This window comes from Halanaerobium saccharolyticum subsp. saccharolyticum DSM 6643, assembly GCF_000350165.1.
Taxonomy (GTDB): domain Bacteria; phylum Bacillota; class Halanaerobiia; order Halanaerobiales; family Halanaerobiaceae; genus Halanaerobium; species Halanaerobium saccharolyticum.
In genome coordinates, this window is sequence record NZ_CAUI01000021.1 from 76,203 (window position 1) to 96,775 (window position 20,573).

23 protein-coding genes and 1 other annotated feature are annotated in these 20,573 nt (G+C 33.7%); of the genes, 21 read left to right on the top strand and 2 right to left on the bottom strand.

From position 1 onward, the window contains the following. The first annotated feature begins 293 nt into the window (after window positions 1–293). The 13 genes from guaB (at window position 294) to rlmH (ending at window position 12,038) form a co-directional block, all read left to right on the top strand. On the top strand, window positions 294–1,757 hold the full coding sequence (gene guaB / locus HSACCH_RS08810; protein WP_005489262.1) for an IMP dehydrogenase: 1,464 nt from the start codon (window positions 294–296) through the stop codon (window positions 1,755–1,757). Window positions 1,758–1,974: 217 nt separating this feature from the next. Further along, entirely contained in the window at window positions 1,975–3,030 is a 1,056-nt protein-coding gene (gene trxB, locus HSACCH_RS08815; protein WP_005489264.1) for a thioredoxin-disulfide reductase, read from the top strand. A gap of 222 nt (window positions 3,031–3,252) precedes the next feature. Beyond that, complete coding sequence (gene tmk, locus HSACCH_RS08820; protein ID WP_005489265.1) at window positions 3,253–3,879, top strand: dTMP kinase; 627 nt, start codon at window positions 3,253–3,255, stop codon at window positions 3,877–3,879. Continuing rightward, window positions 3,879–4,238, top strand: a complete 360-nt coding sequence (locus tag HSACCH_RS08825; protein ID WP_005489267.1) for a cyclic-di-AMP receptor — start codon at window positions 3,879–3,881, stop codon at window positions 4,236–4,238. Before tmk ends, HSACCH_RS08825 begins: the two co-directional genes overlap by 1 nt. An 18-nt stretch (window positions 4,239–4,256) precedes the next feature. Further along, window positions 4,257–5,246 carry a DNA polymerase III subunit delta' gene (gene holB / locus HSACCH_RS08830; RefSeq protein ID WP_005489268.1) on the top strand — a complete coding sequence of 330 codons (990 nt, stop codon included), beginning with the start codon at window positions 4,257–4,259 and terminating at the stop codon, window positions 5,244–5,246. A gap of 21 nt (window positions 5,247–5,267) precedes the next feature. Further along, window positions 5,268–6,074 (top strand): PSP1 domain-containing protein, encoded by an 807-nt coding sequence (locus HSACCH_RS08835; protein WP_005489269.1) that lies wholly within the window; start codon window positions 5,268–5,270, stop codon window positions 6,072–6,074. Window positions 6,075–6,094: 20 nt separating this feature from the next. Further along, window positions 6,095–6,421, top strand: coding sequence for an initiation control protein YabA (locus HSACCH_RS08840; RefSeq protein WP_005489270.1), 327 nt, complete (start codon window positions 6,095–6,097; stop codon window positions 6,419–6,421). Between the two features lie 3 nt (window positions 6,422–6,424). Continuing rightward, window positions 6,425–7,147: a tRNA1(Val) (adenine(37)-N6)-methyltransferase gene (locus tag HSACCH_RS08845; protein WP_005489274.1), complete on the top strand. Its 723-nt coding sequence runs from the start codon at window positions 6,425–6,427 to the stop codon at window positions 7,145–7,147. A 47-nt stretch (window positions 7,148–7,194) separates the two neighbouring features. Further along, window positions 7,195–8,064, top strand: a complete 870-nt coding sequence (gene rsmI / locus HSACCH_RS08850; RefSeq protein ID WP_005489276.1) for a 16S rRNA (cytidine(1402)-2'-O)-methyltransferase — start codon at window positions 7,195–7,197, stop codon at window positions 8,062–8,064. Window positions 8,065–8,088: 24 nt separating this feature from the next. Continuing rightward, complete coding sequence (gene metG / locus HSACCH_RS08855) at window positions 8,089–10,053, top strand: methionine--tRNA ligase (protein ID WP_005489277.1); 1,965 nt, start codon at window positions 8,089–8,091, stop codon at window positions 10,051–10,053. A gap of 23 nt (window positions 10,054–10,076) precedes the next feature. Next, entirely contained in the window at window positions 10,077–10,733 is a 657-nt protein-coding gene (locus HSACCH_RS08860) for a redox-sensing transcriptional repressor Rex (protein WP_005489278.1), read from the top strand. Beyond that, window positions 10,726–11,556 carry an MBL fold metallo-hydrolase gene (locus tag HSACCH_RS08865; RefSeq protein ID WP_235044011.1) on the top strand — a complete coding sequence of 277 codons (831 nt, stop codon included), beginning with the start codon at window positions 10,726–10,728 and terminating at the stop codon, window positions 11,554–11,556. Before HSACCH_RS08860 ends, HSACCH_RS08865 begins: the two co-directional genes overlap by 8 nt. A 2-nt stretch (window positions 11,557–11,558) precedes the next feature. Further along, window positions 11,559–12,038: a 23S rRNA (pseudouridine(1915)-N(3))-methyltransferase RlmH gene (gene rlmH / locus HSACCH_RS08870; RefSeq protein WP_005489280.1), complete on the top strand. Its 480-nt coding sequence runs from the start codon at window positions 11,559–11,561 to the stop codon at window positions 12,036–12,038. A 105-nt stretch (window positions 12,039–12,143) separates the two neighbouring features. Here the strand turns inward: rlmH and rpsD are convergent, their stop codons facing one another. After that, a complete protein-coding gene (gene rpsD / locus HSACCH_RS08875) occupies window positions 12,144–12,740 on the bottom strand; it encodes a 30S ribosomal protein S4 (RefSeq protein WP_005489281.1) in 597 nt (198 codons plus the stop codon). 209 nt (window positions 12,741–12,949) lie between these two features. Between rpsD and HSACCH_RS08880 the strand changes: the two genes are divergently transcribed. Both HSACCH_RS08880 and HSACCH_RS08885 read left to right on the top strand, forming a co-directional pair. Next, window positions 12,950–13,585 carry a class I SAM-dependent methyltransferase gene (locus tag HSACCH_RS08880; RefSeq protein ID WP_005489284.1) on the top strand — a complete coding sequence of 212 codons (636 nt, stop codon included), beginning with the start codon at window positions 12,950–12,952 and terminating at the stop codon, window positions 13,583–13,585. A gap of 14 nt (window positions 13,586–13,599) precedes the next feature. After that, window positions 13,600–14,022: a hypothetical protein gene (locus HSACCH_RS08885; protein WP_005489286.1), complete on the top strand. Its 423-nt coding sequence runs from the start codon at window positions 13,600–13,602 to the stop codon at window positions 14,020–14,022. Between the two features lie 47 nt (window positions 14,023–14,069). Here HSACCH_RS08885 and HSACCH_RS08890 read toward each other — a convergent pair whose 3' ends face one another. Beyond that, on the bottom strand, window positions 14,070–14,513 hold the full coding sequence (locus tag HSACCH_RS08890; RefSeq protein ID WP_005489287.1) for an OsmC family protein: 444 nt from the start codon (window positions 14,511–14,513) through the stop codon (window positions 14,070–14,072). Between the two features lie 142 nt (window positions 14,514–14,655). On the opposite strand from HSACCH_RS08890, the gene HSACCH_RS08895 reads away from it, so the two are divergent. The 6 genes from HSACCH_RS08895 to HSACCH_RS08920 all read left to right on the top strand — a co-directional run bounded on the left by HSACCH_RS08895 (window position 14,656) and on the right by HSACCH_RS08920 (window position 20,566). Continuing rightward, complete coding sequence (locus HSACCH_RS08895) at window positions 14,656–15,186, top strand: transcription repressor NadR (protein ID WP_005489291.1); 531 nt, start codon at window positions 14,656–14,658, stop codon at window positions 15,184–15,186. A 62-nt stretch (window positions 15,187–15,248) separates the two neighbouring features. Beyond that, window positions 15,249–15,449 (top strand): hypothetical protein, encoded by a 201-nt coding sequence (locus HSACCH_RS08900; protein WP_005489292.1) that lies wholly within the window; start codon window positions 15,249–15,251, stop codon window positions 15,447–15,449. Beyond that, window positions 15,449–16,936: a sodium:solute symporter family protein gene (locus tag HSACCH_RS08905; RefSeq protein ID WP_005489293.1), complete on the top strand. Its 1,488-nt coding sequence runs from the start codon at window positions 15,449–15,451 to the stop codon at window positions 16,934–16,936. Before HSACCH_RS08900 ends, HSACCH_RS08905 begins: the two co-directional genes overlap by 1 nt. 122 nt (window positions 16,937–17,058) lie before the next feature. After that, window positions 17,059–17,310: a binding site (T-box leader), on the top strand. A 65-nt stretch (window positions 17,311–17,375) separates the two neighbouring features. Further along, entirely contained in the window at window positions 17,376–18,242 is an 867-nt protein-coding gene (gene pheA, locus HSACCH_RS08910; RefSeq protein ID WP_005489295.1) for a prephenate dehydratase, read from the top strand. A gap of 367 nt (window positions 18,243–18,609) precedes the next feature. Further along, entirely contained in the window at window positions 18,610–19,659 is a 1,050-nt protein-coding gene (gene aroF, locus HSACCH_RS08915; RefSeq protein ID WP_005489297.1) for a 3-deoxy-7-phosphoheptulonate synthase, read from the top strand. Further along, window positions 19,652–20,566, top strand: a complete 915-nt coding sequence (locus HSACCH_RS08920) for a prephenate dehydrogenase (protein WP_005489298.1) — start codon at window positions 19,652–19,654, stop codon at window positions 20,564–20,566. Before aroF ends, HSACCH_RS08920 begins: the two co-directional genes overlap by 8 nt. Window positions 20,567–20,573 lie beyond the last annotated feature (7 nt).

A 20,573-nucleotide genomic window follows, 5' to 3' on the forward strand; every position in this document is an offset into this window, starting at 1 on the left:
CCGAACTAATTAATAGTAAATAATTAAGCGATCACCCGTCATTTCAAATTTGAGATGGTGGGTATTTTTTAATAGCTAAATGATTAATATTTGGAAATTAATGGTTCCTCAAACAGTAGGTGTAAGCTGCGCTTGACATTTATTCAGTACTTTGTTAAAATACTTAAAATATTAGATTGTTATTTCATATAATAATTATCCATCTATTTCATTTTATTACATATAAATATATTAAGTAGTTCTTAGTTCATAATTTTAAGTATTAATTTTCACAAAACTCTAGGAGGTTGGTTATGGAAAAAATAATTAAAGAAGGCTTGACTTTTGATGATGTTCTGCTGATTCCTGCAGAATCAAATGTAGTTCCAAAAGAAGTTAGTACAAGATCTAAACTGACTGATGATATTTATTTAAATACGCCTATCATTTCTGCCGGGATGGATACGGTGACTGAAGGTGATATGGCAATTGCGATGGCTAGAGAAGGTGGACTTGGTGTAATTCACAAAAATATGCCTATAGAGGCTCAGGCGGCAGAGGTTGATCGTGTAAAACGTTCTGAGAGTGGAGTAATAGTTGATCCTTTCTTTTTATCTCCGGATGCTTTGATAGAAGAAGCGGAAGCTTTAATGTCTAAATATCATATTTCAGGAGTGCCTATTGTTGATAAAAATGAAAAGTTGCTTGGGATTTTAACAAATAGAGATCTTCGTTTTGTAGAAGACTATAAGCGCCCTGTTTCCGAAGTAATGACAGAAGAAGAACTTGTCACTGCTCCAGTTGGTACTGATTTGGAAGGAGCAAAAGAACAGTTAAGAAAACATAAAATAGAAAAATTACCAATCGTAGATGAAGATGGTATTTTAAGAGGATTAATTACTATTAAAGATATAGAAAAAGCGAAACAATATCCAAAGGCTTCAAAGGATAAACGCGGAAGATTGCTGGCAGCGGCAGCAGTAGGAACTGGAAATGATACTGATGCTAGAGTAGAAGCTCTTGTAGAAGCTGGAGTTGATCTTTTAATAATTGACACTGCTCATGGACATTCTCAAAATGTTCTAGATGTGGTTAAGAAAATCAAAGATAGATATCAAGAGCTTCCTATAGTCGCGGGTAATGTAGCAACGGCGGAAGCAACTGAAGCTCTAATTAAAGCTGGGGCAGATGTAGTCAAAGTAGGTATCGGTCCTGGTTCAATCTGTACTACTAGAGTTGTAGCTGGTGTTGGAGTTCCTCAAATAACTGCAATTAATGATGCTGCAAAAGTTGCTAAAAAGTATGGTAAGACAGTTATTGCTGATGGTGGAATAAAATATTCTGGAGATATTGTTAAAGCGATATCTGCTGGTGCCAATACTGTAATGATTGGAAGCTTGTTAGCAGGTACAGAAGAAAGCCCAGGAGAACTAGAAATATATAAAGGTAGAAGTTATAAAGTGTATCGCGGCATGGGCTCAGTCGGTGCTATGAAACAAGGAAGCAAAGATCGCTACTTCCAGGAAGATGAAACTGAATCAGAAAAATTTGTGCCTGAAGGAATAGAGGGGAGAGTCCCTTATAAAGGTACATTAGCAGAAACTATTTATCAGATGGTCGGAGGATTAAAATCTGGTATGGGTTATTGTGGGACTCCTGATATTAAATCCTTAATTGAAGATTCAAAAATGATTAAAATTTCTGCAGCAGGACTTCGAGAAAGTCATCCTCATGATGTAAAGGTAACAAAAGAAGCCCCTAATTATAGTGTTGATTAAAGAATTAAATTAAAGATTTTGTTTTTAACTCTCTGTTTTTTATTGGCAGAGAGTTTTTTAATACTTCTTATTTTTTTTAGATTAAAAAGTTTTGTTGTAAGTTTAACAGAAAAATAAGGGCAATAGTATTAAGATTATATTTGTAAATTGGAATATAAATTCAAGTTATAATAAAATTCTAAATTGTTATCAAAGTTCATAACAGGGGGAATTAATAATGAACGATAAAAATAGACAGGAAGAAAATTTGATTATTATTGGTGGTGGCCCGGGTGGTTTATCTGCTTCAATTTATGCTGCGAGAAATGGAGTTGCACCACTAGTATTAAATGGTCCAGAGCCAGGAGGACAAATAACAACAACATCTGAATTAGAAAACTATCCAGGTTTTCCAGAACCAATTGGTGGTTTTGAGTTAACTCAGCAAATGACAGAACAAGCAGAAAATTTTGGTGTTCGCTTAAAATATGAAAGTGCAGAAGAGGTTGATTTCTCGGGAGATAAATTTACTGTTAAAACAGAAGGTGGAGAATATATAGCTGATTCTATTATCATTGCAACTGGAGCCGAACCTAGAACTTTGGGGCTAGAAAAGGAAGACAGTATGAGAGGTAATGGAGTTTCCTACTGTGCAACTTGTGATGCAGCATTCTTTAGAAATAAGGAAGTAGCAATTGTAGGTGGTGGAGACACTGCTTTATGGGAAGCAACTTTTCTGGCTAAGTTTGCAGCTAAAGTTTATATTATTCACCGCCGCGATAAATTTAGAGGCGCTAAAATTTTAGGTGACAGAGTTAAAGATAAAGAAAACATTGAAATTCTCTGGGATACAGAGGTTGAAAATATTAAAGGCGAAAAGAAATTTGAAGGAATTCGTATCTTCAATAATAAAACAGATGAGGAAAGAGACCTTGATGTAAAAGGACTTTTTATTGCCATTGGACATAAGCCGCGAACTGAATGTCTTAAAGGCCAGATTGAGCTTGATGACCATGGTTATATTTTAACAGATAAAAAACAGCACACTAATATTTCAGGAGTTTTTGCCTGTGGTGATGTTCAAGATCCAGATTATAGGCAGGTTGTTATTGCTGCTGGTTCGGGAGCTAAAGCAGCAATTGAAGCCTCGGAATATATTGAAGAAAAAGAAAATTCTTTCCCTGCAAAAGAAGTTAAGATGAAAAATCATGCTGCAGGAGATGAAGCTAAAGATTCTTCAGATACAGCAAAAAAAGAAGAAGGCGGATTGAGTCTTAGTCTCAGTTTAGATTAAATTAATCTTTATTGAAAAATTAAATTTTTAAAGTTATTTAAAACAAAAATCTAGAATATAATATATAATGAGATTATTAATTTGTGAGTCGACAGAACATCCTAAGCGACTATAAGAGGATGTTTTAGTCGACTTTTCTTTTATTGCATTAGTGGGATGATTATTGTATAATTAGAATATAATTAAGATTATTTTAACAAAGTTTTGAGGAGGCTGGCAGTTTTGACAGAAGGCTTTTTTATTACATTCGAAGGTATTGAGGGTTCAGGTAAAACGACACAGATTAATTTACTGGCAGAATTTTTAAAGAATAAAGGTTATGATGTTTTAGTCAGTAGAGAACCTGGAGGAACTCCCTTAGGTGAAAAAATCAGACATTTGCTTTTAGATCCTCAATATGAATCGATGGATTACAGAACAGAAATTCTTCTTTATGCTGCCGATAGAGCTCAGCATGTTAAAGAAAAGATTAAACCTGCTATAGAACAGGGTAAAATAGTTATTTCTGATAGATTTGCAGATTCTAATTTAGCCTATCAAGCTGCTGGTCGTGGTCTAGATTATGAGATAGTATATCAAATTAATGATTGGGTAATTGATTCCACCTGGCCTGATTTAACATTTATTTTAGATATTGATATTAAAGAAGGATTAAAAAGGGCAAGGGCACAAAGTTTTGATGCTGAAGGTGACAGATTAGAAAGAGAAGTAGATGAATTTCATCAGCGAGTAAGAGAAGCATATTTAAAGATGGCAGAAAAAGACCGTTTTGCACTGGTAAATGCAGGAGAGAGCATAGAAAATGTCCAAAAAAATATAGAAAACATTATTAGCAGGAGGTTATTCTAATGGAAAAAAGAGCAGAAACAGGTAAAACAGTTAAAATGGTAGTTGCCATTGTCCATGACCATGATGCGGCTGATCTTTTAGAATCACTTACTACTTCTGGTTTTCAGGCAACAAAAATGGCATCTACAGGTGGTTTTTTGCGAGAGGGTAATACTACTTTTATGATTGGATCAGATGAAGGTCATGTTGATGAGGTATTAGAAATAATTAGAGAAAATTGTGAGTCGCGAAAAAAAACAGTGGCACCGATGTCACCTGTTGCCAATTCTTTAGAAGGATATTATTCTTTTCCAATGGAAATTAAAATTGGTGGAGCAACAGTATTTATTATAGATGTAGAACAATTTATTAAACTTTAAGCTAAGAGGAGTTTTTAAATGAGTTTCAACTCAATTATTGGTCAAGAAGAAGCTATCGAAATTTTACAGGATGAAATAGAAAAAGATCGAATAAGCCACGCCTATCTCTTTTCGGCTAAAGAAGGTAGCGGCAAATCAAAACTGGCTTTTGAATTTGCAAAGGCCAGTTTTTGTGAGGAAGTTCGATTAGACAGCTGTGGGAGTTGTATTAACTGCCGCAAAATGGATCATCATAATCACCCTGATTTTAAAACTATTTCTGTACTTGAAGATAAAACTGCTATTTCTATTGATCAAATTAGAGAATTGAAAAAAGAAATTGCGTATAAGCCTTATGATAGTGATCATAAGATATATATCATAGAATCAGCAGAAAAATTAACAAAAGAAGCAGCTAATTCACTTTTAAAAACTTTAGAAGAACCTCCATCTTTTGCAACCATTGTTTTGCTTGTAGAAGATAGCGGTAAACTTTTGCCAACACTTGTGTCTCGCTGTCAACAGATTAAATTAAGTAGTGTAAGTCAACAAAAAATTAAAGATCTGCTTTTAGAAGAAGGTTTAAATAATGAACAGGCAGAGATAGTTAGTAGTGCTGCTGCTGGCAGTCCTGGTAAAGCACTTGATATTACTAAAATAGATAACTATTTTGAACATCGTCAAGAAATTTATGACTTTTTAAAAAAGATTAAATCTAAAAACACAATTGAAATTTTCAAAATTACAGATAAATTATGCTCACTGCTTAAAAATGATTTCCCCTGTTTTGATTTGCTATCAGACTGGTATCGCGATATAATGATGATTAAACAGGATTATCTGGATGCAGTGATTAATCAAGACTATTTAGAGGAGTTAAGAGAACTTGCTGCAGAGTTAAATCTGCAGAATATAATTAAAAATTTAGAATTGATTGCTCAAAGTCAAGAATATATAGAACGCAATATTCGTGAGAAACTTAGTCTGGAAGTTTTATTTTTCAAACTGCGCCAGCCTGATCAAGAATAGATAAATGAGGTGTGTATTTTAATGAATACGGTAGTTGGAGTTAGTTTTAAAAAAGCCGGAAAAATCTATTATTTTGATCCTGGTGAACTTGAAATAAAAACCGGTGATTATGTAATAGTGGAAACTGCCCGGGGTATAGAATATGCCGAAGTAGTTGTTGGTAAAAAAGAAATATCAGATGAAGAGATAGTTGCGCCTTTAAAGGATGTAATTAGAAAGGCAACTTTAAAAGATAGAGATAAATATGAAAAAAACCTAGAATTAGAAGAAGAGGCATATGACATTTGTTTAAAGAAGATTGAAAAACATAATCTGCCAATGAAATTAATAGATGTAGAATATACTTTTGATCATAATAAAATTATATTCTATTTTACTGCAGATGGAAGAGTTGATTTTAGAGAGCTTGTTAAGGATTTAGCATCTGTATTTAAAACTAGAATTGAATTGAGACAGATTGGAGTCCGAGATGAAGCCAAAATGTTGGGAGGACTGGGTCCTTGCGGCTTACCTGTTTGCTGTGCTACTTTTTTAAGAGATTTTCAACCAATTTCAATTAAAATGGCAAAAAAACAGAATCTTTCACTCAACCCTTCCAAAATATCAGGTCTTTGTGGACGTTTGATGTGCTGTCTACGGTATGAAGCTCAAACCTATAAAACTCTAAAGAAATTAATGCCAAATGTAGGCGAAAAAATCGAGTTAGAGATGGGTAAGGGAAAAGTAGTGGATAGAAATCTTGTTAAACATACTGTAGAAGTTGATATTGGAACTGATGAAAATTTAGAAGTAGATGTAGATGACCTAGATGAATATGATTTAAATTGATTTGAAAGGAAGGAAATTTAATGGATCAAGAAATATTAAGCAGCCTTGCCCATTTTCAGGAGCAAATAGAGGCACTTTCCCTCCGATTTCACAAACTTAAAGATATTACCTATCAGCTTTATAAAGAAAATGAAGAATTAGAGCGAGAAAATGAAGAGTTGAGATCTCTGCTTTTTAAAGATCAAGAAGAAGCAGAAGACGCTGTGGTTGAAAAAGAAGGTTACAGTAATTTAATTCATATCTATGATGAAGGTTATCATGTTTGTCCTTTAAGTTTTGGAGAAAAAAGAAAAGGGGATTGCCTTTTCTGTTTAAATCTGCTAGAAAATCAGGGTAAGGAGAAATAAGTTATGGAAGAGATTCATTATTTAATTGAAGAAGAACTTGAGATTATACAGGATGATAGATTTTTCAAATTTGGAACTGATTCTGTACTTTTAGCAAATTTTGTGGAACTCCGAAACGGAGATAAAGTAATTGATCTTGGTACAGGCAGTGGTGTGATTCCACTGCTTTTAGCATATAAAAATAATAATGTAAAAGTTACTGGAGTTGAAATTCAGGTTGAAGCTGCTGATTTAGCAAAACGTAATGTAGAATTTAATAATCTAGAAAAAGATATTAAAATTATAAATGCTGATCTCTGCAGTTTAGAATCTGAGCTGGAAGCAGGGAGCTTTGATGTAGTAGTATCTAATCCTCCTTATCTACCGGTTGAAGGTGGTAAAATGAAGGAAAATGATTATATAGCAATTGCAAGACATGAAATTCATGCAAAATTAGAGGATGTGGTAGCTGCAGCTGCACGTCTTTTAAAATATGGAGGACATTTTTTTCTTGTTCATAGAGCTGAAAGATTAACAGAGGTTATTGAAACTCTAGCTCAATATAATTGTCAGGCGAAAGAACTGCGGTTGGTCCAGGCTCGTCGAGATAAAGAAGCAGATATTTTTATGCTTAAGGCAAAAAAAGGAGCAAATCCAGGTTTAAGGATAAAACCAGTTTTAATTATTTATCAAGATAACAGTAGTGAATATACTGCCGAACTAAAAGAAATCTATGGTCAAAAATAACAGTTAACATGCTGTTTTAATATTATTATTTTACAGGGGGTTATTTTTTGCAAGCAGCAAATCTTTATTTATGCGGAACTCCTATTGGCAATTTAGATGATGTGAGCCAGAGGTTGCTGGATACATTAAAAAATGTTGATCTTATTGCCTGTGAAGATACCCGCAGAACCCAGAAACTTTTAAATTATTTTTCTATCAAAACAAAAATGATTAGTTATCATGAGCACAATGAAAGAGAAAGAAGCAGGGAGTTAATTGAGCTTTTAAAAGAAGGGAAAGAAATTGCTTTAGTCAGTGATGCAGGAATGCCTGGAGTATCAGACCCAGGAGAGATTTTAGTCAAAAAAGCTGTAAAAGCAGGAATTGAAGTTATACCGATTCCGGGCCCGAGCGCCTTTCTGGCAGCTCTAGTAGTTTCTGGACTTGACATTTCTTCTTTTTCATTTAAAGCATTTATTCCTCGCTCCGGCAAAAAAAGGCAGGAGTTCTTGGAAGAATTAGCTTTTGCTAAAGATACAACAGCTTTTTACGAATCTCCTTATAGACTTAAAGAAACACTTAAAGATCTCAGTCAGTTTAGCTCAGAATTAAGCACCCGGCAGGCGGTTGTTGCCCGTGAGATTACCAAAATGCACGAAGAAAAATATTACGGAACAGTGGCCGAGTTAGAACATAAACTTAAAGAACAGGAAATTAAAGGGGAAATTGTTGTAGTTGTTGCTGGACGCAGTCAAGTTGAAGCAGAAAGTGAAGGCTGGGAAGAATTAAGCATTTTGGAACATCTTAAGCTTTTAATTGAGAGTGGAATGACAAAAAAACAGGCTATAAAACAGGTAGCAAAATTGAGGGAACTTCCCAAAAGTGATGTTTATAAAGAAGCAGTTGTTATTTCAGTCGATAAGAATAAATTTGAGTAAATAAATTTCGAAAGGATGATAATTTTGAGCAGAGATACTTACTATGTAACTACACCAATTTACTATCCAAGTGACAAACTACATATCGGTCATGCTTATACAACAGTGGCTGCTGATACCATTGCTCGTTATAAGAAAATGCGTGGTTTTGATACTATGTTTTTGACTGGTTCTGATGAACATGGTCAGAAAATAGAGCGTAAGGCTGAAGCAGCTGGTAAGGAAACTAAAGAATATGTTGATCAGATAGTTGAAACTTTTAAAGAATTATGGGATAAACTTGATATTGACTATGACTATTTTATTAGAACCACTGAAGAGCGTCATGAAAAAGTAGTTCAAAAAATATTTAAAAAGCTTTATGATAAAGGTGATATTTACAAAGGTAATTATGAAGGTTGGTATTGCACCCCTTGTGAGTCTTTTTGGGCTGAAAGGCAGCTAGAAGAAGAGAATGAAGAAAAGGTATGTCCTGACTGTCACCGACCGGTAGAATGGGTTGAAGAACAAAGTTATTTCTTCAAAATGGGTAAATATGCAGATCGACTTTTAGAACATATAAAAAGTCATCCAGAGTTTATTGAGCCAGAATCACGCCGTAATGAGATGGTTAATTTTATCGAAAATGGTCTTGATGATTTAAGTGTATCTAGAACTACCTTTGACTGGGGAATTCCAGTTCCAATTGATGAAGATCATGTTATTTATGTTTGGATTGATGCCTTAAGTAACTATATTACTGCAATTGGTTATGAAACAGATCCAGAAAATTTTGAACATTACTGGCCGGCAGATTTACATCTTGTAGGGAAAGATATTTTGCGTTTCCATACAGTAATCTGGCCTATAATTTTAATGGCTTTAGATTTAGAGCTGCCAGATCAAGTTTTTGGACATGGTTGGCTTTTAAGTGATACTGGAAAAATGTCAAAATCTAAAGGGAATGTCGTTGATCCAGTTGTTTTAATAAATGACTTTGGCAAAGATGCTATTCGTTACTATCTGCTGCGTGAAGTAGCTTTTGGTACAGATGGAACTTACTCTACAGAAGCCTTAATTCAGCGAATTAATTCTGATTTAGCAAATGATCTTGGCAATCTTTTAAATAGAACTGTGTCAATGGTTGAACAGTATTTTGACAGTGAAATTCCTGAGCCCTCAATTAAAGAAGCAGTAGATAAGGAATTGATTGATCTTGCGGATGAGACAAAAATAGTGGTCGAAGAACAGATGGAAAAGTTAAAATATACTGTTGCTTTAGAGAAGATTTGGAATTTTGTTCGCCGTACAAATAAATATATTGATCAGACTGCTCCTTGGGTTCTGGCCCGAGAAGAAGAAAATCGTGAAAGATTAAAAACTGTACTTTATAATTTATTAGAATCCTTAAGGATTATTGCTGTAATGTTAAAACCTTTCCTAACTGAGGCTCCTTATAAAATGGGAGAGCAGCTTGGTCAGTTAGAAGCTATAAAAAATGCTACCTGGAATGATACAGAGTGGGGAGCATTAAAAACAGGTGTTAAAGTGTATAATGGAGACCCAATGTTTCCAAGAATAGATTTAGAAGAATATTTTGAGAAAGTTGAGGCTCGCAAAAAAGAGTCTACATCAGAAAAGAAAGAGAAGGAGGGAACTGATTTGGAATTAGCAGAAATTAAAGATAGAATTACTTTCGAAGAATTTATGGACACTGATATTAGAGTTGCTGAAATTATAGAGGCTGAAAAAATTGAAGGCAGTAACAAATTACTTAAATTAAAGGTTGATATTGGTTTAGAAAAAAGACAATTGGTTGCAGGAATTGCAAAACATTTCAGCGCCGAAGAAGTTATTGGACGCAAGATTTTAATTGTCGCTAATTTAGAACCAGCTACAATTTTTGGAGTTAAGTCAGAAGGAATGATTTTAGCTGCAACTGATCCAGAAGAAAATATGGTTTTATCAACAGTTAGTGCTGATATAGCAAATGGAAGTCAGGTAAAATAAATTTCAATTAGGGGGAATTAACAATGAAAGATAGAGAGAATATACCTAAAGCAACAATTGAAAGACTCCCTTTATATTACAGATGTCTTGATAAGATGGATACTTTTGAAGATGTTGATGTAGTTTCTTCTAAAGATTTGGGGGGGAAACTGGATATTCCATCAACCCAGGTACGTAAAGATCTTTCTTATTATGGAGAGTTTGGTCGTCGTGGGGTTGGATATAATGTTAATGAATTAAGGAAGTCAGTAGGTAAAATTTTAGGTGTCGATAGAATTTGGCCAGCAGTATTAGTTGGGGCTGGTAACTTAGGTCATGCTTTAGTCAATTATAAAAGTTTTTCCATGATGGGTTTTGAAATCACTCATGTTTTCGATAGTGATTCAGCTAAAATTGGGAATTTAATTAACGGGCGTGAAGTTGTAAGTGTTAATGATTTAGGCAGGATAGTACAGGAAAATAATATTAAATTAGGAGTAATTGCTGTTCCGACAGATGATGCTCAGGCTGTAGCTGAAGAGATGGTTGAATCAGGAATTAAAGCAATTTGGAATTTTGCTCCGACTCGACTTCGGGTTCCAGAGGAAATTGAAGTTAAAAATGAGGACTTAGCAGTAGGTATAGTTTCTCTGATATATCATTTAAGTTGGCAGGAAGAAATTGAAGCAAAGGGTGAATAAAGAAGTGAGAATAGAAACAGCAGTTTTATCCAGCGGCAGTAAAGGTAATTCTACTTATATTCGCGCTGGTGAATATTCTGTTTTAATTGATGCTGGTTTAAGTGGCAAAGCTTTAGAAAAAAGAATGGCAGCTTTAGATTTAAAACCAGAAGACTTAAATGCTTTATTAATTACACATGAACATAAGGATCACATAAAAGGGGTAGGAATACTTTCTCGCCGTTATGATCTTCCCATTTATGCCAATGATGGTACCTGGGCGGAGGCGGAGTCTGATTTAGGTAAAATAAAAACTAAAAACCGTAGGGTCTTTACAGGGGACTTTATAGTTGGTGATCTAAAATTTTCACCATACTCGATTTCACATGATGCTGCTCAACCAGTCGGATATGTTTGTCGGGTGGGAGATAAAAAAATTGTACTGGCCACTGATACTGGTGTCACAAATGAAGATATAATTACTAAAATAAAAGGAGCAGATTTTTTTGTTCTTGAATCAAATCATGATTTAGAAATGTTGATGACTGGGAAATATCCTTATTTTTTAAAAAATAGGATTAAAGGTAAAGAAGGACACTTATCGAATGATGATACTGCAGCTTTATTACCTTCTTTACTTAAAGATAATTTTCCTACAGTTGTTTTAGCTCATTTAAGTGAAGAAAACAATAATCCTAAAGTAGCTTATATCACTGTTAATAATGCTCTTAAAGAAGCTGGGTTTAAAGTTGGTAAAGATTTAAGGATGGGTTGTGCTTCACAGTCTAAAACAACACCGCTTTTTAGACTTGATAAAAAAGAGAAGAATAAGGAATTATTTTAATTATGGATATTAACCTTATAACAGTTGGTAGTTTAAAATCTTCATTTTTAGAACCAGGCATTCAGGAATTCAAAAAACGTTTAAGTCGTTACTGCAATTTAAATATTATTGAAATTAGCGATGAAACTGTTCCAAAAAATTATTCAGATAAAGATATTGAAGCACTGCAGGCATTAGAAGGTGAGCGAATAATAAAAAAGATTCCTGAACGAACATATATTTTCGCTCTTGATGTTAATGGAAAACCAATGACTTCAACTGGTTTTGCTAAATCACTTAATAATCTTCAGGTTAGAGGATACAGTTCCTTTACTTTTATAATTGGTGGGGCAACAGGTTTAAGTGACTTTGTAATCCAGAAAGCAGATTATAGATTTTCTTTATCGCATATGACGTTTACTCACCAGATGATTCGTTTAATTTTATTAGAACAGATATATAGAGCTTTTAAAATTAATAATAATGAACCATATCATTTGTAAAATGACTTCCTGTTTGCGGAGCCATTTTTAAAAAATTAAATAGATAATAAAAAAGTGCCCTTAATCCAAAAATTAATTTAGATTATGGGCACTTTTTTTCATATTTTATTTTCTGGAATAAAACTCTATTACAAGCTGATCATTTATTTCAATTGGTATTTCATTAATTTCAACTTCTGAAATTAATTTTGAAGTAAAATTATCATAATCTCTTTCTAGATAGCTAATTGGAGTTAAATGTCGATCTAAATAATTTTCTTTAAATAAATTGTTTTTTCTGTATTTATCTCTAAGAGAAATTTGATCTCCAATCTCGATTTGATAAGATGGGATATCTATTTTTTCTCCATTAACTAAAATGTGTCCATGGACAACCATTTGTCTAGCCTGCCTGATTGAACGAGCAAAACCAGCTCTATAAACTAAATTATCGAGTCGTTTCTCCAATTTTTTAATCAAATTATTAGCGGTTACACCAGCTTCTTTTGTAGACTGTTGTACATAACGACTAAATTTTTTCTCCATCAAGCCGTAGTAAGCACGTAAGCGCTGTTTTTCCAAAAGCTGCTGACCATAATTTGATAATTTTTTGTTGGCACGATTAAAAGTACCATCTGCTTTTTTCATTGCCTTAGGATGTCCATAAATATTAACACCCAATCTTCTTGATTCTTTAAATCTTGGACCTCTTTTTCTGGCCAATTTTAAATTTCCTCCTTATTAATAACTATTAGCCGCGGTTATTAATCCATAGTTATCTTATCAAGATTTATGAATTGTTTATAGTTCTTGTTTAACAATTTTAAAATAAAATTATAATAATTTTAGCCAAATTCATTTACAAAGTAAAGAGTAATATAATATAATATAAAATAGAGTAGTTAATAATTTAAGATTTAAGGAGTGGAAATTTGAATTGTAAAGTATGTGGAAGTGATAATTTAGAAAAAATAAACATTGAAGATAATTATTATCACTGTAATGATTGTGAAGTGATTTTTATTTCTCCAAAAAATATTGTAGATCAAACCGAAGAAAAAGAGAGATATGAAGGTCATGATAATAATCATCAGAATGAAGGTTATGTTACAATGTTTAAAGATTTTATAGAGGAATTGCTGGAAGAACATCTCAATTTAGAACAAATGGATGATGTACTAGAGTTTGGCTGTGGCCCAGGTCCAGTGTTGGCTGATCTTTTAAAAGAAAAGGGTCTCAATGTCGACATATATGATCCCTATTTTTTTCCAGAAAAAGTTTTTGAAAAAAATAAATATGACCTAATTACCTCGACAGAAGTATTTGAACATTTTTCTGATCCTATCAAAGAAATGAAACTATTAACTTCACATTTAAAAGAAGATTCTTATCTGGCAGTAATGACTTCTTTTCATCCTGGACCAGAAGAATTTGAAGATTGGTGGTATAAGTGGGATCCTACCCATATAGTTTTTTTTAATGAAAAAACTTTTAATAAAATTGCTTCAATATTTGATTTGGAAATAATTTATACTGATCAAGAAAAATATATTCTTTTTAAAGTTTAGAGGGGGAGAGACTCTTGAAAAAAATTTTAGTGTTAATGACAGCTTTTTTTGCATTAACTTTTCTTTTAACAGCAGTAGTAAGTGCTGAAGATGTTGATGTTTGGGAAAAAGCAAAAGAAGAAGGAGTTCATTTTCGAGCAGTTGGTAATGAACCAGGTTGGTTAGTTGAGGTTAAAGATGATAAAAGAATAAAGTTTGTTAATGATTATGGTGATTTAGAGATTAAAGCACCTGTAGACGATTTATGGCTTGGACCAGCTGGAGAAGATAAGATTTATTATGTCGAGAATGAAGCTATTCAATTCCAGGTCATCATAATGAAAAAGAGCTATCAAGATACAATGAGTGGGGAATATTTCCCTTATCAGGTAAGAGTGGTTTTTCCAAATAAAAGCTATGTTGGTGGCGGAAGGCTATTAATTCAGACTGAAAAGTAAATTTAATATTAAAATCCCTGCATAATTTTCTGCAGGGATTTTTATTATTAAGCCATTTTAATTTTAACTGGTGTTTGATTAGCAATATTATCACTAACTGGACATCGTTCTTTAACTTTTTTTAGCCATTTATTTAAAGTTTCTTCATTTGCATCTGTTTTAACATCAATTGATACATCTATTTCTTGATATCCAGCTCTTTTGTTTTCAGATTTCCCTCTAAATTTTGCAGGGTCAAGCTTACCTTTAATATCAATTTTTAAATCATCTAATTCAAAACCCATTTCACCGGCAACAAGATATCCTACAATATTTAAACATCCTGCTAAAGATGCTAATAGATATTCGACTGGATTAGGACCTTCTCCGCCACCTCCAAGTCTTTCTGGTTCATCAATAGTTATTTTTAAACCTCCAGTTGTTTCAACAACTGTTTTAGTATCATTTTTACCTTGTGCCTGAATAGAATATTTTGCTATAATTATAATCACCTTCCATTAAAAATTTTTTTAATTACTCTATTTTTATTTATTCTATAATTTAAATCAAATTCCTTCTTTTTAAATAGCTTAATATCTTTACAGATGTAAAGACAGGTGATAGAATAGATAACATAGCAATTAAATTATTGAGGTGATAATAATTAAAACTAAAGTAAGAAGAGATAAATTACTGCAGAGATTAAAAAAATCAAAAGAGGCGTTAATTGGTTCTCAATTGGCAGAGGAATTTGGAGTTAGTCGTCAGGTTATTGTCCAGGATGTTGCTCTTTTAAGGGCAGAAGGAGAGAAAATAGTTGCTACTTCTCAGGGCTATTTTTATGAAGAGAACTTAGGAATGACAACTGTTAAAACTTCTATTGCCTGTTCTCATGGAGATCAGGAAGAATTAAAAGATGAACTTTTAACTGTGGTTAATTATGGAGGCAGAGTTATCGATGTTAAGGTTGAACATCCTATTTATGGAGACCTTAGTGGGAATTTAATGATCAGCAATATAGAAGAGGTCGATAATTTTATCAAAAATTATCAAAATAATGAGGCTCAATTACTTTCAAAATTAACTGAGGGAGTTCACTTACACACAATTGAAGCTGTTAATATGCAGGTTTTAAAAAAAATTAAAGAAGAATTAAAAGAAAAGGGATACTTGATGGAAGAATAATTTTTTGCTTTTACTGTCAAGACACCTGTAAACTTGAGCTGTAATATTTGGAGGTTATAAATTTGAAAAATGATAAATTAAAAAAGTTGCGTTGGCTTTATACATTATTAATTTTACTGCTGATAATTACCGCTTTTGCCATACCTTATCTAATGCTTAATTCAATTAATCTTTTTAGAGGAGCCTTTTTATTTTGGATTCTTTTTGCTTTAATTGTTATTTTTATAACTATAAAAATTACAACTTACTGGAGGAGTAATTAATGTCAATCACATATTTATATACAGCAGTGATTTTATACATAATAATTGGTTCGATAGTTGCCTTAATGGCCAGAAAAGAAATGAATGAGGGGGTTGTCGAATATTTTTTAAGTGGCAGAAATACAGGTGGTTTTGTGGCTGCTCTTTCTTATAGTGCAACCACCTATAGTGCTTTTATGATGATTGGCCTGGCAGGCTTTACATATTCAGGTGGGGTAGGAGCTCTTGGCTTTGAGTTAGTTTATTTATCTGGATTGTCTTTGGTAGCATTTTTTGGACCCCGCTTTTGGTTGATTGGTAAAAAAAACAACTACGTCTCTCCCTATGAAATGCTGGGTGACCGCTATCAAAATCAATGGATAGCTTTTGCAGCTTCACTTTCAGCTTTTGTTTTTTTAATTCCATATCTTGCTGTACAGCTAATGGGAGTTGGTTACCTATTAAATGGACTTTCTAGAGGCGAAATTCCATTTATATTTGGGGTTGGAATTGCTGTTGTTTTAGCTATTGCCTGGGCTTTAATTGCTGGGATGAAATCTGTCACCTGGACTGATTCTCTGCAATCATTGATTATGATTTTAATCAGTATTATAATTTTGTTTTATGTAGTTTATCAGCATTTGGGTGGCTTTAAAGCTTTTTTTGATTCGTTGGCAGCCCTGGAAGGAAATGTACTGACTGTCCCGGGACCGGGTTTTTTCAAATTCAAAACTTTTCTTAGCTTAAGTTTGCCCTGGTTTTTCTTTTCTATTTCTAATCCTCAAGTCAGTCAGCGCCTTTTCATTCCGAGGGATTTAAAAGCGATGAAAACAATGATTAAGGGTTTTCTGCTTTTTGGATTTATCTATACCCTAGTTTCAGTTTTTTGGGGTTTTTCAGCTAGGCTTTTAATTCCTGGACTGAGTAATGCTGACCTGGCAACACCGGAGCTCTTGGCATCTCAATATGTGCCAGATATTTTAGCATTGGTAGCTATGATTGGAATTACAGCAGCAGCTATTTCTACTATTGACTCAATTATGCTAACTTTATCGTCACTGGCAGTAAGAGATATTTTTAAAAATATGGAAGATAATCTGGAGAAAGATCAGAATCTAAGACAGCTGAGGACTGCTAAAATTGCTATTTTAATTATTGCACTTTTAGGATTTTTATTTGCAATTCAGGAGTTAGATTTAATTGCTGCTCTCTCAGTAGCAGCTTCAATTGGACTACTGGTAGTGGTTCCTTCTATGTTTGGTGCTTTTTTCTGGAAAAAAGCTACAGCAGCAGCTTCTTTGAGCAGTATCATTATTGGTTCAATTACTGCTTTGTATCTACAGTTAAGCAGTTGGAGTCCGTTCGGTTATGGGGCTGGAGTCTGGACTCTGATAGTTTCGACCTTTATTTTTATTATTTTAAGTTTGTTTACAAAAGCTCCCAAAAAGAAGGCCGACGAGTTTATTGATTATATCAATAAAGAGTGTAACAAAAGAAACATAATTTAATGTTTTTACTTAAAATTAAACTAAAATAAAATTTATAATGATAAATTCTGCTTGACAAAATATTTTTTATAAGGTAAAATTAAAAAAACTTGAGTTAAAGTTAAAAAAACAACAAATAATATTAAAAAACTTTGATCAGGGAAAGTAACTGGAATAATTTATCTCAGCGAAGCAGGGTTAGTGAGAGCCTGCCGGTAAGTGTTTTAGTGAAGTTCCCCTGTGAGTTGTTAGCTGAACAAAAAAGTAAGCTTATACCGGCTGTCTACCGTTATCCTGACAGATTATTGGAACTAACTAAGTTTCTGTAATTGTTGAGTGGGCTTTTTATCAGCCAAAAAGATTGGTACCACGAGAATTCAAACCCTCGTTCTTTAATTAGAACGGGGGTTTTTTGATTTTCTGAACCGATTAGATAAAATACCAGAATAGGAGTGAGTAGATGAGTAGTTTAGAATATGGATATTTAGGACCACCTGGAACTTTTAGTGAACAGGCAATTTCAATTTATTGTAAAAAGCATGGGGGTAAAACAAAGGGTTTCTCATCAATTAGGGATATCGTTAAGGCAGTAATAAATGATCAGGTTCAGCTGGGACTGTTGCCTTTAGAAAATTCACTTGAGGGATCAGTTAATTTAAGTCTTGATCTTTTATATCAGCATTCGGAATTGAAGCTCTATAGAGAAATTATACTGCCAATTTCTCATTATTTGTTGGCTCAGAAAGGAGTGACTAAAGCAGAGATTAAAGAGATTTACAGTCACCCTCAGGCAATTGCTCAATCTGGAAATTATTTAGCGAAAGAATTTGAAAATGCGAAAATTGTTTATACAGATAGCACAGCAGCAGCAGCAAAAAAAGCAATGGAAGCTAAGAATAGGGCGGCGGTTGGATCAATAAGATTAGCTGATATTTATGATCTTGAAATTCTAGAAAATAATTTGCAGGGAGATTTGCCAAACTCAACTCGCTTTGTGTTAGCGGCCAAAAAAAATAAAGATTTTTCCGGGAATAATCATCTTGGAGAATCGGCAGCAAGTGATTTTAAAACATCTATAATTTGTGCTCCAGAGGTCAATGAAGCGGGAATACTTTATAAAATGCTTGGTAAATTTGCTGAAGAGAATATAGATCTAACAAGAATTGAGTCTCGCCCCAGCCGGCAGCAGCTTGGAGAATATATTTTCTACATTGATTTAAAAGGGTGTATTAGTGATAAAAATCTAAGTTCAGCCCTAGCAAAAGTGGAAAAAATGTCATCTTATTTTAGACTTTTAGGTTCTTATACAAAGACAGTAATGGAATAATTTTTGAATTTTAAAAACTAAATATTTGGGCGAAAAAGCAGTATTTTTATTTGACAGAAGTAAAATTGCCTGCTATAATACTCATTAAATAAATAAATTCACTTAAAAACTTTGAAAGAGGACCTAGTAAGCTATAGCTGAAATACACCTCTTGAGTTGCCAGCTGAAAGTTAAACGAGTAAGCTTAAAGGCCGTCAACCGTCGTTACCCGGTGCGGAAGTGTTAGCTTCCAGAGAGATAATCTGTTATTTAATGAGATTAAAACAGGTGGTACCGCGATATCAATCGCCCTGACTAAGGGGCGATTTTTTGCATTTTTATAGTATTTTAATAAAACGGTAGTTAAAAGTAGAGAGGAGAATTAATTATGATAGCAGTATTAAAAAGAAATGCAAGTCAAGAAGATAAGAATCAAGTCATTGAGGTAATTAGAGGAGAAAATTTTGAGGTCCATCCAATTCAGGGAGTTGAAAAAACAGTAGTAGGTGTTTTAGGAGATCCAGCCAGAAAATCAAATTTGAAAGAAAAGTTACAGACGATGGGGGCAGTAGAAAAAGTTGTTTTAATCTCTGATCCCTATAAACTGACCAGCTGGAATTTCAAACAGCAGAAAACTGTGATTGATTTAGGTGATGGAGTTAAAGTTGGAGGCCCAGAACTGACAGTAATGGCCGGACCGTGCTCTGTAGAAAGTAGAGAACAGATAATAGAAACTGCAAAGATTGTTAAAGCTGGAGGAGCTAAAATTTTACGTGGGGGAGCATTTAAGCCAAGAACTTCTCCCTATTCTTTTCAGGGTTTAGGAGAAGAAGGATTAAAGCTAATGGCAGAGGCTAGAGAGGAAACGGGTCTAAAAATTGTAACTGAATTGATGGATATTGAACATATAGATGTTGTTTGCAAATATACAGATATTATTCAGATTGGGGCTCGAAACATGAAAAATTACTCCCTTTTAAAAGAAATTGGTAAATTAGATAAACCGGTTATGCTTAAAAGAGGTATGGCAGCTACTATAAAAGAATGGCTTTTAGCTGCAGAATATGTAATGAATAATGGTAATCATAACGTTATTTTATGTGAAAGAGGAGTTAGAACTTTTGGGGAAGAGACCAGAAATACCATGGACCTAAGTTCAATTCCTTTAGTGCAGCAGTTAAGTCATTTACCAGTAATTGCTGATCCTAGTCATGGTACAGGGCGCTGGGAGTTAGTGACTCCAGTTGCAAGAGCTGCAGTGGCTGTTGGTGCAGATGGAATTATGGTTGAAGTTCACCCTGATCCTCAAAATGCACTTTCTGATGGCCCTCAGTCATTAAAGCCTAAAAACTTTCAGTTAATGATGGACGAAATAAATGCTATTTCCGAATCTCTGCATAGTTTTGAGGCTAGAGAAAGAAAAATAGCATATGCCTAAATTTAAAAAAATTGCTGTTGTCGGGATAGGCTTGATAGGAGCCTCCCTGGCAGCAGCTTTAAAAAAATATGATCCTAATATTAAAATAACGGCAGTCGATAGATGTTTAGAAAGTATCAAAAAAGCAGAGAAATTGGAGATTATTGATCAAGGATTTACGGAGCTTAAAGATAATTTAAGTGAGGCAGAGCTGATTTTTATCGCAGTACCGGTAGCGGCAATTCCTTCAGTAATTAGAAAAATTAAAGATGGAAGCAAGGGAAAACAGCTGCTGGTTGATGCGGGCAGCACCAAAAAAGAAATTATGCTGCAGGCCAAAGAAATTTTAGCAGGGACTAAAAAAATATTTGTGGGGGGGCATCCAATGGCCGGTTCTCATAAATCAGGTTTAGACTGGCATCAGGTTGATTTATTTAAAGATGCGCCTTTTATTCTAACTCCCTGGATTGAAGAAAGCAAAAGTTTGTTACCTACAGACGAAGCTTTAAAAAACTCAAATGTGGAGGAAGAACAGCTGCAGCAGCTTAAAGAATTAATTGAAAATCTAAAAGCTAAAGTCCATATTATTTCGGCGGAAGAGCACGACCGCTGTACAGCTTATTTAAGCCACCTTCCTCATCTGTTATCTTCAGCTTTAGTTAACTTAAGCTCGAAAAGGGATTTGGACAGCAGTTTTTTAGAACTTTCTGGAAGTGGCTATCGGGATATGACCAGAATCGCAGGAAGTTCACCAGAATTATGGCAGGATATAATTATTTCGAATAGAAAGAATTTGTCAGAGTTGGTAACTGAATATATAGCTGAATTAAAAGAATTACAATTGAACTTAGAAAATAATGAAGAAAACAAAATTTATAATTTTTTGGCAAGTGCAGCAGAGATTAAAAATAAAAGTAGAGAGAAATGAGGAGAAA